Source organism: Rhodococcus chondri (genome assembly GCF_036327435.1).
Taxonomy (GTDB): domain Bacteria; phylum Actinomycetota; class Actinomycetes; order Mycobacteriales; family Mycobacteriaceae; genus Rhodococcus; species Rhodococcus chondri.
Genome location: NZ_JAUZMZ010000038.1, coordinates 21,386 through 35,055 on the forward strand (window position 1 = coordinate 21,386; position 13,670 = coordinate 35,055).

13 protein-coding genes are annotated in these 13,670 nt (G+C 65.8%); 4 read left to right on the forward strand and 9 right to left on the reverse strand.

Features of this window, described 5'->3' with window-relative positions:
* Positions 1–120: 120 nt before the first annotated feature.
* Positions 121–1,374 carry a cytochrome P450 gene (locus Q8814_RS09320; RefSeq protein ID WP_330151725.1) on the forward strand — a complete coding sequence of 418 codons (1,254 nt, stop codon included), beginning with the start codon at positions 121–123 and terminating at the stop codon, positions 1,372–1,374.
* Between the two features lie 37 nt (positions 1,375–1,411).
* Here Q8814_RS09320 and Q8814_RS09325 read toward each other — a convergent pair whose 3' ends face one another.
* From Q8814_RS09325 to Q8814_RS09355, 7 genes are all read right to left on the reverse strand, one after another.
* A complete protein-coding gene (locus Q8814_RS09325) occupies positions 1,412–2,308 on the reverse strand; it encodes a DUF1214 domain-containing protein (RefSeq protein ID WP_330151726.1) in 897 nt (298 codons plus the stop codon).
* 100 nt (positions 2,309–2,408) lie between these two features.
* Positions 2,409–2,999: a nucleotidyltransferase family protein gene (locus Q8814_RS09330; RefSeq protein WP_330151727.1), complete on the reverse strand. Its 591-nt coding sequence runs from the start codon at positions 2,997–2,999 to the stop codon at positions 2,409–2,411.
* A 24-nt stretch (positions 3,000–3,023) separates the two neighbouring features.
* On the reverse strand, positions 3,024–3,437 hold the full coding sequence (locus Q8814_RS09335) for a nuclear transport factor 2 family protein (protein ID WP_330151728.1): 414 nt from the start codon (positions 3,435–3,437) through the stop codon (positions 3,024–3,026).
* The gene (locus Q8814_RS09340; RefSeq protein ID WP_330151738.1) at positions 3,434–4,312 is read right to left on the reverse strand and encodes a TIGR03619 family F420-dependent LLM class oxidoreductase; all 879 of its coding nucleotides are present in this window, start codon (positions 4,310–4,312) and stop codon (positions 3,434–3,436) included. Before Q8814_RS09340 ends, Q8814_RS09335 begins: the two co-directional genes overlap by 4 nt.
* Positions 4,313–4,324: 12 nt before the next feature.
* Positions 4,325–5,500 carry a thiolase domain-containing protein gene (locus tag Q8814_RS09345; protein WP_330151729.1) on the reverse strand — a complete coding sequence of 392 codons (1,176 nt, stop codon included), beginning with the start codon at positions 5,498–5,500 and terminating at the stop codon, positions 4,325–4,327.
* Complete coding sequence (locus tag Q8814_RS09350) at positions 5,500–6,567, reverse strand: thiolase domain-containing protein (RefSeq protein WP_330151730.1); 1,068 nt, start codon at positions 6,565–6,567, stop codon at positions 5,500–5,502. Before Q8814_RS09350 ends, Q8814_RS09345 begins: the two co-directional genes overlap by 1 nt.
* Before the next feature lie 13 nt (positions 6,568–6,580).
* Complete coding sequence (locus Q8814_RS09355; RefSeq protein WP_330151731.1) at positions 6,581–7,552, reverse strand: Zn-ribbon domain-containing OB-fold protein; 972 nt, start codon at positions 7,550–7,552, stop codon at positions 6,581–6,583.
* Positions 7,553–7,642: 90 nt separating this feature from the next.
* Between Q8814_RS09355 and Q8814_RS09360 the strand changes: the two genes are divergently transcribed.
* Positions 7,643–8,680 carry an LLM class F420-dependent oxidoreductase gene (locus Q8814_RS09360; RefSeq protein WP_330151732.1) on the forward strand — a complete coding sequence of 346 codons (1,038 nt, stop codon included), beginning with the start codon at positions 7,643–7,645 and terminating at the stop codon, positions 8,678–8,680.
* A 31-nt stretch (positions 8,681–8,711) separates the two neighbouring features.
* Here the strand turns inward: Q8814_RS09360 and Q8814_RS09365 are convergent, their stop codons facing one another.
* Entirely contained in the window at positions 8,712–10,241 is a 1,530-nt protein-coding gene (locus Q8814_RS09365) for an AMP-binding protein (RefSeq protein WP_330151733.1), read from the reverse strand.
* Positions 10,242–10,352: 111 nt separating this feature from the next.
* Positions 10,353–11,261: a crotonase/enoyl-CoA hydratase family protein gene (locus Q8814_RS09370; protein ID WP_330151734.1), complete on the reverse strand. Its 909-nt coding sequence runs from the start codon at positions 11,259–11,261 to the stop codon at positions 10,353–10,355.
* A gap of 81 nt (positions 11,262–11,342) precedes the next feature.
* On the opposite strand from Q8814_RS09370, the gene Q8814_RS09375 reads away from it, so the two are divergent.
* Both Q8814_RS09375 and Q8814_RS09380 read left to right on the forward strand, forming a co-directional pair.
* Positions 11,343–12,998 (forward strand): acyl-CoA synthetase, encoded by a 1,656-nt coding sequence (locus Q8814_RS09375; protein ID WP_330151735.1) that lies wholly within the window; start codon positions 11,343–11,345, stop codon positions 12,996–12,998.
* 13 nt (positions 12,999–13,011) lie between these two features.
* Positions 13,012–13,670 (forward strand): nitronate monooxygenase (locus tag Q8814_RS09380; protein WP_330151736.1); only part of this gene is annotated, 659 nt, incomplete at its 3' end.

The window sequence follows — 13,670 nt, forward strand, 5'->3', positions numbered from 1 at the left end:
CCACTCCCGATGAGCCGGACATGCAGATTGCTTGGCCTGGTGCCGGGCCTGTGTTTGAATATAAGTAGAACGTGTTACACATTGCCGTAGCGGTACCCGCCAGGGGCAGGAGAGATATCAGTGGCGCAGCCGAATATCCCCGAAGACATCGACTTCACCGATCCCGATCTGTACGCCGATCGGATGCCGTTCCAGGAGTTCGCCGAGCTGCGGAAGACCGCGCCGGTGTGGTGGAACAAGAAGTCCCCGGACGTCGGTGGATTCCACGACGACGGATTCTGGGTCGTCTCCCGGCACGAGGAGGTTCGAGAGATCTCCCGCCGGAGCGACGTGTTCTCCAACTGGGAGAACACCGCGATCCCACGTTTCAACGACGACATTCCGCGCGAGGCGATCGAACTGCAGCGACACGTCCTGCTCAACAAGGACGCGCCCGAGCACACCAAGCTCCGCAAGCTGGTGGCACGCGGTTTCACTCCCCGCGCCATCAATGGTCTGCGGGAAGAACTCGATTCGCGTGCCAGGAAGATCGTCGCCGAGGCGTGCCGGGCGGGGCAGGGCGACTTCGTCACGCAGATTGCCGCGGAGCTGCCGCTGCAGGCCATCGCCGATCTCATCGGTGTGCCGCAGGAGGATCGCGCGAAGATCTTCGAGTGGTCCAACCAGATGACCGGCTACGACGACCCCGACAACACCGCCGATCCCGCAGCCGCGTCGATGGAGGTGCTCGGCTACGCATATCAGATGGCTGCTGCGCGTAAGGAAAACCCTGCGGACGACATCGTCACCACATTGATCGAGGCCGACATCGACGGAGACGAACTCGCCCCCGAGGAGTTCGGATTCTTCTTCATCGTGCTCGCTGTCGCCGGAAACGAGACCACACGCAACGCGATCACGCACGGCATGGCGGCGTTCCTCGACAATCCCGAGCAGTGGGAGATCTTCAAGCGCGACCGGCCGAAGACCGCGGCAGACGAGATCATCCGCTGGGCCACGCCGGTTACCTCGTTCCAGCGCACGGCGATCGAAGATACCGAGCTGAACGGTCAGAAGATCCGGAAGGGCGACCGCGTCGTGATGCTGTACGCGTCGGCGAACAACGACGAAGAGGTCTTCGAGAAGCCGCGCGAGTTCAATATTCTCCGTGACCCGAATCCGCATCTCGCGTTCGGCGGAACGGGCGCGCACTACTGCCTCGGCGCGAACCTCGCCCGCATGGAGATCGATCTGATCTTCAACGCGATCGCCGACCATATTCCCGACATCACGAAGATCGGTGACCCGCAGCGGTTGCGATCGGGCTGGCTCAACGGGATCAAGGAATTCGAGGTGGACTACAAGACGTCGGGTGGTTGCCCGGTTCAGCACTGACCACGGTCGTCTCCGGACACGGACGAGAGCCCCGCGATCACGTCGATGCGGTGATCGCGGGGAACGTCCAGCGCCCGTCCAGAATCTCCGCACGGGGACGGTACAGGCGCACGAGGTAGTTCCAGCCCTCGATCACCGGAATGCAGTTGTCGCGCGACGGATCTGCGCAGCCACCGAAACGGACGGTGATCGAGCCGTCCGCGTTCGGCACGCCGGTGATGTTGTTGACGGTGTATGCGTTGTTCTCGTTCGGTTCGAAGAACCCTGCCGCGTTGTATACCGAGATCGACCAGAAACCGTCGACGGGCACATCACGCACCGTCAGCTCGTATTCGCCGACCGGAAGGCCGGGTTCGACCCCCACATACACGGCCTCCTCGGTCGGTAGACCACCCCAGCCTGCCGCGGTGCCGATCAGGTGGCGGACCGGATCGACGTGATCTCTCGCGCCGAACATCCGCTCGAAACCGGTCAGGCCCCGCGCCAGCGCGAGGAGCGCATCGCGGGTCTCGTCCATGCTCTTCCGGTCGTAGTCGGGTGAGACGAAAGGAGTCGACGATTCCGCTGTGAGACCGAAGCGGTCCTGAAGCGCGACGACCTCCCGCACATCATCGGCATCGGTGGGATCGACCAGGATTCGCACTGCCACCGCGAGGTATGGCGTCCGGAACTCGTCCCGGGTCAATCGGTACTCTCCCGGATCGTGGAAGATCCGTTCGACATAGTGATCCTGGTCGACCACCATCGCCGAGACGTAGCGGTTCCCGGACTCGGGAACGGTGAGGACCGCACCGCCGGACACGTCGATGATCGCGAAACTGTACAGGGTATCGCGGTTCAGCCGGATCACTGTCTGGTGCTCGACCGACGCGGGCTCACGATTGTGCAGGAGCAGATTGACGCCCCCGGCGTCGCGCTGGAGATCGGCAAACATCCGATCTGTTTCCGCACGTGCGAAATTGTCGACATTCACCCGAATCGGCGCCATTCCGGCAGCGTACCTACGATGCTTTGCGGTTGTGGCCGGATCCGCCTCAGTCGTCTCTGTCGGGTCGTCCCAGTCGCCACAGGTCGTCGACGGTGTCGATGTCGCCGGCATCGGCGAGCGACGTGCACTCGAGCCTACGGACCCGCTGCTTGTTCCGGGTGAGGAACGACCGGGCGCCCTCGTCGCCGACGGCCTCTCGCGCCGCGCTGACCGCATCGGCGTGATCGAACACCACCGGATGACCCGGCCTGCCGTCGAACACCGGCAGCGTCACGGTCCCACGCTCGTGTGCACGGAGCACGGTGGACACGAGTTCTGCGGTGATGCCGGGGAAGTCGACGACGGTCAAGGCCACGGTGTCGTGGTCCGCGGCGGCGTCGACACCACATCGGAGGGAGGTCGACATCCCTTGCCGCCAATCCGGATTGACCACCGGGGTGATCCCGGGCGGGCACGCTGCGGTGACATCGTCGGCGTAGGCGCCGAGTACCACGACGATCTCGTCGCAACCACCCTCGACGAGGGCGGAGATCACGGTGTGCAGCAGGGGACGGCCCCGGTGGGGGAGCAGCGCTTTCGCGCGCCCACCCAGCCGTGAGCCGTCCCCTGCGGCGAGAACGATTCCGACGGTACTCATTCCCCGACTCTACGAGGCCGGTCGCTACGAGGCCGGCCGCACCGTCTTCATGGCCCGGTCCATCTCCCAGAACGCCCGCAGCGACGCGATCCTGCCTTCGTCGTCGACGCGGTAGACGAAGACTCCTTCGGCGTCGATCACGTTTCCGGCCATCGTGGTGCGGATGGTGCCGATGTTGACGCACTCGTCGCCGCACACCAGCACGTCGTCGACGAGGAACTCGAGTTTGTCGGTGTTGGCGATGGTCATGTCGTAGAAGGCCGCGATGGCCTCGCGACCGTGGTGCCCTTTGCCTTCCGGATCGAAGCCCGACGGGCCCACCGGGTCTTCGACGCACCCGTTCTCGGCGAAGAGCGCCAGCCAGTCGTCCTTGCGTTTGGCGCTCGCCGCCGCCTGCGAGGCGCGCGCTGCGATCCGTGCGGGATGCTCTTCGCTCACACCGGGTCCTTTCCGTGAATGTACTTGTCCGCGAAACGGTGCAACGATTCCTGTTTGGCTTCGAGTGGCGAGTCGAAGCCGTGGCCGTCGAAGATCCACGGCACCGTGATGATGTCGGTGACGCCGGCGTCGGCGAGCTCGGCGTAGCCGGACCTGCCGAAGCGGTCGACACAGACGGCCTGGATCTCGAACGGTGTCTCACCGCGACCGTATTCGTCGCGCAGAATCCGCAACCTGTCGATCACCCCGACCAAGTCGTCGAACTTGATCATGGCGGACGTCCAGCCGTCGCCGACCCGCGCGGCCCGGCGCAACGCGATGTCGGTGTGGCCACCGACGTAGAAGGGGACCGGCTCGCTCGGTGCCGGGCTCATCTGCATCCGATCGAAATCGAAGAACTCACCGTGATGCTCGACCATGCCGCCGCCGAGAACGAGCTTCAGTACGTCGATCATTTCGTCGACCCGTTTGCCGCGTCGGGCGTACGGAACACCGCACCACTCGAATTCTTCGGGGGCCCAGCCGATGCCCACACCGAGGCCGAACCGGTTGCCGGTCAGGTTGGCCACCGATCCGACCTGGCGGGCCAGCAGCACCGGATTGCGTGATCCCAGCTTCAGTACCTGCGTGTAGAACCGGATGGTCGACGTGGCCGCGCCCAGCGCGGCGGCTGCGATGAGCGGATCGACCCAGGGCGTGTCCGCCGTCCACATCCGCGACCCGTCGGGGGTGTACGGATAGTCGACGGTCTGTTGTTCCATGAAGAACAGCGAGTCGGGAAGTGCGATCGACGAGTAGCCGCATTCTTCGGCGGTGCGAGCGATGCCGGGCAATTGGTCGAGCGGTGTCATCGCGACACCGACGGTGAAATCCACCATGTCGCACTCCTAGTTCGAAGGACGATCGGAGGAGACAACCCACATCGAGAAGTACTGGGAGCCGCCACCGTACGCGTGACCGAGAGCCTTACGGGCGCCGTCGACCTGGTGCTCACCGGCCTTGCCCATCACCTGGATCGCGGCTTCCGCGAACCTGATCATGCCGGACGCGCCGATCGGGTTGGACGACAGGACGCCGCCCGACATGTTGACCGGCAACTGGCCGCCGATCGCGGTTTCACCCGCTTCGGTCAGCTTCCAGCCCGATCCTTCCGGCACGAACCCGAGGTTCTCGAGCCACATCGGCTCGAACCACGAGAACGGGACGTAGATTTCGGCACAGTCGATTTCGGTGAGCGGATCGGTGATCCCCGCCTGTTTCCACAGCGCGGCCGCGGCCATCCGCCCGGCCTCCGGGTTGACCTGGTCCCGCCCGGCGTAGGTGGTCGGTTCCGTGCGCATCGCGGTGGCATGGATCCACGCGACCGTGCGTCCCGCGGCCTCGGCCGAAGCGGCGCTGTCGGCGTCACCGAGCACCACCGCGCACGCGCCGTCCGACGAAGGACATGTCTCGTCGTAGCGGATCGGATCCCACAGCATCTGCGACGACTGCACTTTCTCGAGGGTGATGTCCGGCTGCTTGAGATGTGCGTACGGGTTCTTGGCGCCGTTGAGGCGGTCCTTGACCGCGACCATCGCACCGATGTGCTCGGGTGCCCCGGAGCGTCGGATGTAGGAGCGGACGTGTGGTGCGAAATAGCCGCCGGCACCCGCACCCACCGGCATCGTGAACGGTACGGGTGTGGACAGGGCCCACATCGCGTTGGACTCGGACTGCTTTTCCCAGGCCACCGCCAGCACGCGCCTGTGCACGCCGGCCTGCACGAGGCTCGCCGCGACGTTCGCCGTGGAGCCCCCGACCGAGCCCGCGGTGTGGACCCGCAACATCGGTTTGCCGGTCGCGCCGATTGCATCTGCCATCGACAACTCGGGCATCATCACGCCCTCGAACAGGTCGGGAGCTTTTCCGATGACGACGGCGTCGATGTCGTCCCAGCCCACCTGCGCGTCGAGCATGGCGCGGTCGACGGCTTCGCGCACCAGCCCCGACATCGACACGTCGTGCCGTTTGGCGACATAGTGGGTCTGCCCGGTACCCAGGACAGCTGCCGGTTGCTTCGCCATCAGTTACGTCCCTCCAGAACAGCTACCAGATTCTGTTGAAGCACATGTCCGCTCGTCGCATGAGCGAGGGCGCGGCCCGCGTTGCCGTCGAAGATGGCCTGCGCCGCATACCCGATGCGTTCGAGACCGGCGGAGAACATCGGGTTGCCGGCCAGCGGCCCACCCGACGGATTGACGACGGTGCCACCGTCGAGGCCGATCTCCTCGCGGAGGATCAGTTCCTGATGGGTGAACGGTGCGTGGAGTTCGGCGACGTCGAACGCGGTATCGCCGCCGGTGGCGGCCAGGGCCGCCGCCCGCGCGGACGGCGCCGCGGTCAGGTCGGCCGCCCCGAAGTTGGGGGAATCGATGCGATGCTCGATGCCGGTGATCCATGCGGGGTTCTCGCACAGCTCCCGTGCGCGATCGCCGGATGCGAGGACGATGGCGGCGGCGCCGTCGGTCACCGGCGCGCAGTCGTGGGCGCGCAGCGGATCGGCGATATAGGGACGTGAAAGCAGCTCGTCCACATCGACATCGACCCCGCCCGACAGCGGTGATCTCGGGTTGTTCTCGGCTGCGGCGCGGCTGCGTGCCGCGACCTCGGCCATGTCGCGGTCCGTCCACTTGCCGGCATCGAGACCGACGCGGGCCTGCATGCCCGCGAGCGACACCGCGTCGACACCGAGCGGAGCGACGAGGTAGGGATCGAGCTGAAGCGACAGGGTGCGGCGCAGGGTGCCCGCGGAGGACTTGCCGAACCCGTACACGAGCGCGGTGTCGACTTCACCGGTGATGAGCTTGACCCACGCCTCGTACAGTGCCCAGGCCGCATCCATTTCGACGTGGGATTCGTTGATCGGCGGTACCGCACCGATCGCGTCGATCGCGGAGATGAACGAGAAGGCCCGGCCGGCCAGGTAGTCGGACGAACCCGAGCACCAGAAACCGATGTCGGACTTGGTGATCCCCAGCTTGCCGTACAGCTCCTGGAAGCAGGGAACGAGCATTTCGACCCCGTTGGTGGTGCCGTGGGTTTCACGCACATGCGGAGCGTGCGCGAAGCCGACGACTGCAATGTCTGTCATTGTTCCGCAGCTCCTAGAGGTGATGTTTGAAGGTGTCGAAGTCGGCGTCCGGTTCGCCGGTGGGACGGAAGTACTCGATGTTGCGCAGCGTGTAGTCCCACTCCTCGCGCGGCCGCCATTTGGCTTCGACACGCATGCCCATGCGCACTTCCGACGCATCGCACTCGAGGATCAGGTGCAGGAACGGAATGTCGGCGCCGTCGAGCAGCACATACGCCGCGACGTACGGCGGCCTGATCTGCTGGCCGAGAAACGGCACGTTGACGATGCAGAAGGTTGTGACGATGCCCTTGTCGGGCAATTCGACGTGTTCCTTCGTGGGCAGCCCGTCGGTGGGGCTCGCGCCGCGCGGCGGGACATAGACCTTGCCGCCGGGACCGGTACGGCCGCCGACGATCTTGCCTTCTTTCAGTCCGCGCAGGTACCAGGATTCCTCGGGGGAGGCGCTGTGCGTGTAGTGCAGGTCGACCGGGGTCGTGATCATCGTGACGGGCTCGCCGGGCTCGGCGGCGGCCGGTGTACCGGCCTCGCCCGGTTCGAACGCGGCGATGTCGTGTATCCCGCCCGTTCGCTCCGCGGCCCACCGCACCCGGACCCGCATGCCGGTCCGGATGTCGTCGGACGACGAGACGTCCACGGCGTGCAAGAGAGACGAATCGGCGCCGTCGAGCCGGATCAGTGCCCACGCGAAGGGGCGGGCGAACGGCTGACCGGGCAGCGGTTCGGGATTCCAGGTCCAGCTCACGACGGTGCCGGTCTGTCCCACCTCGACGAAGTCGGTGAGCGGTTCGTGGGTGATCGCGTCGTACTCCGGGGGAGGGACGAGGACGCGGCCGTCGGACGCGCGGACGCCGACGATGCGACCGTCGCGCAGTCCGGTGACGAAGGCGCCGACGGTCGGTCCGGTGGATCGGGTGTAGTCGAACGTCAGGTTCAACGGGGCACTCAGCGGTGCTTCTGCAACCGTGCTCTTTCCCAGGCTCACGCTTTCGAGTAGAACAGGTTCTAATGTTGCTGGCAAGCGTAGCGTGTGAACAGCATCGCGCGGCGATTCACCCGACCCGAAAGGCGTGCAATGAAACTGGGACTGCAACTCGGATACTGGGGTGCGCAGCCGCCGGCGAATGCTCACGAACTCGTGACCGCCGCCGAGAAGGAAGGGTTCGACGCCGTCTTCGCGGCCGAGTCGTGGGGCTCGGACGCGTTCACCCCGCTCGCATGGTGGGGTTCGTCCACCGAACAGGTACGACTCGGCACCTCCGTCGTGCAGATCTCCGCCCGCACCCCGACCAGTTGTGCCATGCACGCGCTGACGCTCGACCATCTCTCCGGTGGCCGTCACATTCTCGGCCTGGGCGTGTCCGGGCCGCAGGTGGTCGAGGGCTGGTACGGACAGCCCTTTTCGAAACCGCTCGCGCGCACCCGCGAATACGTGTCGGTCATCCGGGACGTGCTGGCCCGCGACACGCCCGTGACGAATCCCGGCCCGCACTTCCCACTGCCTTACACGGGTCCCGGCGCCACCGGGCTCGGCAAGCCCCTCAAACCCATCACGCACCCCCTCCGCGCGGACATCCCGATCTGGCTCGGAGCCGAAGGGCCGAAGAACATCGCGCTCACCGCCGAGATCGCCGACGGCTGGCTCGCGATCTACTACTCGCCGCGGCTCGCGCCCATGTACAACGAGTGGCTCGACGAGGGCTTCGCGCGGCCCGGTGCCCGCCGTACCCGCGACGATTTCGATATCGCCGCGACCTGCCAGGTGGTCGTCACCGACGACCGGGCCGCCACCATCGCCGGGATGAAACCGGTCACCGCCCTGTACGTCGGTGGAATGGGCACACCGGAGCTGAACTTCCATGCGCAGGTCTACCGGCGCATGGGATACGGCGACGTGGTCGACGAGGTGACCGAGTTGTTCCGCTCCGGCCGCAAGGACGAAGCCGCCGAGGCGATCCCGGACGAGATGATCACCGAGACGATGATTGTCGGCGACCTCGGTGAGGTGCGCGAGGGAGTGCGGCGCTGGGAGGACGCCGGCGTGACGATGCTCCTCGTCAGCTGCCGCGACGCCGAACACGTCAAGCAACTTGCTGCCGCGGTGTTGCACTAGTCGCGCCGGCGTCGCGTAGGCCCCTGCGCTCTCAGGACGTATAGGCGGCCTTCAGCTTCCCCTTCACCAGTTTGCCGGTGGGGGTGCGGGGCAGTTCCGCGACGAAGTCCACCGACTTCGGGACCTTGAAGTGTGCGACGCGCTCGCGAACATAGGAGATCAGTTCCTGTGCGAGCTCCGGAGATTGCGTGGTTCCGGGCGACAATTGCACCACTGCCTTGACCTGCTCGCCCATTTCGGTGTCCGGAACACCGATGACGGCGACGTCGTCGACGGCGGGGTGCAGCGCGAGCACGTTCTCGACCTCCTGTGGGTAGATGTTGACCCCACCGGAGATGATCGTGAAGGACTTGCGGTCGGTCAGGTACAGGTAGCCGTCGTCGTCGAGGTAACCGAGGTCGCCGACCGTCGTCCAGGTGGGATGCTCGGGATGCTGTGCGGTCGAGGTCTTCTCGGGGTCGTTGTGATAGGTGAACGGAAGATGATCCGATTCGAAGTAGATGGTGCCCACTTCTCCGGCGGCCAGTACCGTGCCCTTGTCGTCGCAGATGTGTGCGGGACCGATGACGCTCTTGCCCACCGAGCCGGGATGGTCGAGCCACTCCTGACTGTTGATGAACGTGATGCCGTTGGCCTCGGTGGAGCTGTAGTACTCGTAGATCACCGGGCCGAGCCAGCCGATCATCGCGCGCTTGACGTCGGGTGGGCACGGTGCTGCGGCGTGGATGAGTACTCGCAGGCTGGACAGGTCGTACCGGGTTCGAATGTCGGTATCGAGCTTGAGCATCCGCACGAACATCGTCGGGACCATCTGCCCGGCGGTGATCGAGTACTGCTCGATGTGGCGCAGCGCGGTTTCGGGATCGAACTTCTCGGCCAGGACCACCGTTCCGCCGAGGGCATGGATTGCGCCGCCCCAGCGCAGGGGAGCGGCATGGTAGATCGGGGCGGGGGAGTAGTAGACGTCGGCGTCGCCGATCCCGAACATGTACTGCGCCACCATCACCAGAGCTTCACCCGGTTCGTCGACACGACGATCGGGTAGCGGAGGCTGAATGCCCTTGGGGAATCCGGTGGTGCCCGAGGAGTACAGCATGATCGCGCCGCACGGTTCGTCGTCGAGCCGCGGCCCGGCGCCCGCGAGCGCCTGCTCGTACGACTCGAATCCGGGCACCGGCCCGCCGTATGCAAGCCTGGCCGATCGGGCCCGGACCTTGTGCCCCACATCCTCGGCGAGACTGCCCAAGGTCGCCGAGACGATCAGAGCCTCGGCGCCGCTGTCCTCGACTATGTACGCCACCTCATCGGGGGTGAGGTGGCTGTTGACCGCGGTGATGTAGAGGCCGGATCGCAGTGCCGCCCAGAAGACTTCGAATGCTTCGACCTGGTTGTCGGTGAGAAGCGCGACGACGTCCCCGGTTCGAAGGCCCGCGTCGTGCAGAACACGGGCGAGCGCGGCCGAGCGATCGTCGAGTTGGCGGTACGTCAGGGTCCGGTCACTGTCGGCGAGGACGACGGCGAGCTTGTCGGGATGGGTCCGAGCGTGCACTCCGGGATACATTGGGCTCCTTTGCCTGATCGACCACAGCAGCTCTGTGCCGTGAGTCACAGTCGGCAATCTAGCAGAGCCGAGTGTCCGAGTGCGGCCCCGGCGCTGCGGCAGAATGCGCGGTCAGGCGCCGGTGAACTTCGGTGGGCGCTTCTCCGCGAAGGCCCGGGGGCCTTCCTTGGCGTCGGCGCTCTTGAACACGGCGGCGCCGAGTTCGGCATCGATCCGGAACGCCTCCTCCTCGTGCAGACCTTCGGAGTCGCGGATGGTCTTCAGGATCGCCTGCACCGCGACCGGACCGTTGTTCGCAATGGTCCCGGCGATGTCGAGGGCCTTGTCGAGGGCGGTGCCGTCGGGCACGACGTAGCCGATGAGGCCGATCTCCTTGGCCTCCGCGGCCTTGATATGGCGGCCGGTGAGCAGGATGTCGGCGGCGATCGTGTACGGGATCTGGCGGACGAGGCGCACCGCGGAGCCGCCGAGGGGAAACAGCCCCCACTTCGCCTCGGAAACACCGAATTTCGCGCTCTCACCCGCCACTCGAATGTCGGTGCCCTGGAGGATCTCGGTGCCGCCGGCGATCGCCGCGCCGAGCGGTTTGGTCAGGCGCCGGCCCTTGAGAAGGGCCGGAAGCCGCGACAGATCCCAGCCGCCGCCGTTATTCTTCCCGTCGCTGCGCTCGCCCTGGTTATTCTTCCCGTCGCTGCGCTCGCCCTGGTTGCTCTTCCCGTCGCTGCGCTCGCCCTGTTCGAACTTGTCACCCGGAGGTGCCGCATTCATTGCCTTGAGGTCGGCGCCGGCGCAGAACGCGCCACCGGCGCCGGTGAGGATCGCGACGCGGATCTCGGGATCGTTGTCGACGCGATCCCATGCCTCGGTCATGATCGCCATCATTTCGCCGGACAACGCGTTGCGCGCCTCGGGCCTGTTGAGGGTGACGATGAGAACGTGGCCGCGTTGCTCGACGAGGCAATGTGGAGCACGGGACGAAATGTCCGGATCGGCTGCGCCGGGGGCTTCGGTGGCAGACACTGGCAAGACTCCTCGCGGGTGTTGTGAACTGGATCTCATCCAAGGCTTGTCAGAAACGGTAACACGTTCTACTTTTGTGGCGTGGCCCTTAACATCGCAGACCTCGTTGAGCACGCAATCGACCTCGTTCCCGACCGCGTCGCGCTGGCCTCGGACGGACGTGAGGTCACCTACGCACGATTGGAGGAGCGAGCCAATCGACTTGCGCATTACCTGCTCGAACAGGGTGTGAAGCCCGGTGACAAGGTCGGCGTCTACTCGCGGAACACCATCGAGGCCGTCGAGGCGATGTTGGCGGTGTTCAAGATCCGGGCCGTCATGGTGAACGTCAACTACCGGTATGTCGAGAACGAGTTGCACTACTTGTTCGACAACTCCGACATAGTCGCACTCGTCCACGAGCGCCGTTATGCGGACAAGGTCGCCGAGGTCCTGCCCTCCACGCCGCTGATCGAGACCGTCGTGGTGGTGGAAGACGGCACCGATGCAGACTTCTCGTCGTACGGGGGAGTCGAATACGAGGCCGCGCTCGCGCAGAGCTCTGCCGAGCGCGACTTCGACGAGCGCAGCGCCGACGACATCTACATGCTGTACACTGGGGGCACCACAGGCCACCCGAAGGGCGTCATGTGGCGCCACGAAGACGTCTGGCGCGTGCTCGGCGGCGGCATCAACTTCATGACGGGCGAATGGGTCAAGGACGAGTGGGAGCTCGCGAGGCAGGGCGCCGAGAACCCCGGACTGGTGCGTTACCCGATTCCCCCGATGATCCACGGCGGTGCCCAGTGGGCACTGTTCCAGTCGCTGTTCAGTGGCGGCAAGGTCATCATGCATCCCGAGTTCTCCGGCCACGAGGTATGGCGGATCATCGACGACCACAAGGTCAACGTCATTTTCATCACCGGCGACGCCATGGGACGGCCCATGCTCGACGCGCTCGAAGAGGGAAACCCGAATACCGGCAAGCCCTATGACCTTTCGACGCTGTTCGCGATGGCTTCCAGCGCGGCGCTGTTCTCGCCGGCCCTCAAGGACCGCTTCCTCGAACTGCTGCCCGGCAAGGTACTCACCGACTCGATCGGTTCGTCCGAGAGCGGTTTCGGCGGCCTCGGCATCGTCGAAAAGGGCAAGACCCGCGGCGGTGGCCCGACGGTGAAGATCGACGAGTCGACCACGGTCCTCGACGACGACGGCAACCCCATCGCGCCGGGTTCGGGCGAGGTCGGCATGATCGCCCGCAAGGGCAACATCCCGCTCGGCTACTACAAGGACGAAGCCAAGACCAAGGCGACGTTCCGCGAGTACAACGGCGTCCGCTACTCGATCCCCGGCGACTACGCGCGGGTAGAGGAGGACGGCACCGTGACGATGCTCGGACGCGGTTCGGTCTCCATCAACAGTGGCGGCGAAAAGATCTACCCCGAAGAAGTGGAAGGTGCGCTCAAGCAGCACCCCGCGGTATTCGATGCCCTCGTGGTGGGTGTGCCCGATGAGCGGTTCGGTGAGCGGGTCGCCGCTGTCGTCGCCCTCCGCGACGGCCACACGGCGACTCTCGACGAACTCGTCACCACCGCCCGTACCAGGATCGCGGGTTACAAGGTGCCGCGCAGCGCGTGGTTCGTCGACGAGATCAAGCGGTCCCCGGCCGGCAAGCCGGACTACCGCTGGGCCAAGGACCAGACCGGGTCGCGGCCCGCGGACGACCATCACACCAGCGGCACCGCTGCAACAGGATAGAAGGGCATCGAGGATGCAGACCGACCTCAGCAAGAAGTTCGGTATCGACTACCCGATCTTCGGGTTCACCCCGTCCGAACATGTCGCCGCGGCCATCAGCCGGGCGGGGGGACTCGGCGTGCTGGGGTGCGTGCGGTTCAACGATCCGGAGGAGCTGGACGAGACCCTGACCTGGATGGACGAGAACACCGACGGCAAGCCGTACGGTGTGGACATCGTGATGCCGGCCAAGGTGCCCACCGAGGGCACTGCGGTCGACCTCGACAAGCTCATCCCGGACGAACACCGCGCATTCGTGAATCGGACGCTCGACGAACTGGGCGTCCCCCCGCTTTCCGACGATGCGGCACACGCGAGCGGCGTGCTCGGCTGGCTGCACTCGGTGGCGCGGTCGCACGTCGATGTGGCGTTGAACCACCGGATCTCGNTGATCGCGAATGCCCTGGGCTCACCGCCGAAGGACGTCATCGATCTCGCCCACGAAAAGGGTGTGCCCGTCGCGGCTCTCGCAGGTGCGGTCGAACACGCCCGACGGCACGTCGAGAACGGCGTCGACATCGTGATCGCGCAGGGCTACGAGGCCGGCGGCCACACCGGCGAAGTCGCCTCGATGGTGCTGTGGCCCGAGATCGTCGACGCACTGGGCGATTCCGCCGCCGTGCTGGCCGTGGG

Excerpts from the sequence above, each read along its gene's own strand:
- Q8814_RS09365 (WP_330151733.1), bottom strand. The coding sequence starts at position 10,241 with ATGTATCCCGGAGTGCACGCTCGGACCCATCCCGACAAGCTCGCCGTC.
- Q8814_RS09330 (WP_330151727.1), bottom strand. The coding sequence starts at position 2,999 with ATGAGTACCGTCGGAATCGTTCTCGCCGCAGGGGACGGCTCACGGCTG.
- Q8814_RS09345 (WP_330151729.1), bottom strand. The coding sequence starts at position 5,500 with ATGGCGAAGCAACCGGCAGCTGTCCTGGGTACCGGGCAGACCCACTAT.
- Q8814_RS09325 (WP_330151726.1), bottom strand. The coding sequence starts at position 2,308 with ATGTTTGCCGATCTCCAGCGCGACGCCGGGGGCGTCAATCTGCTCCTG.
- Q8814_RS09350 (WP_330151730.1), bottom strand. The coding sequence starts at position 6,567 with ATGACAGACATTGCAGTCGTCGGCTTCGCGCACGCTCCGCATGTGCGT.
- Q8814_RS09360 (WP_330151732.1), top strand. The coding sequence starts at position 7,643 with ATGAAACTGGGACTGCAACTCGGATACTGGGGTGCGCAGCCGCCGGCG.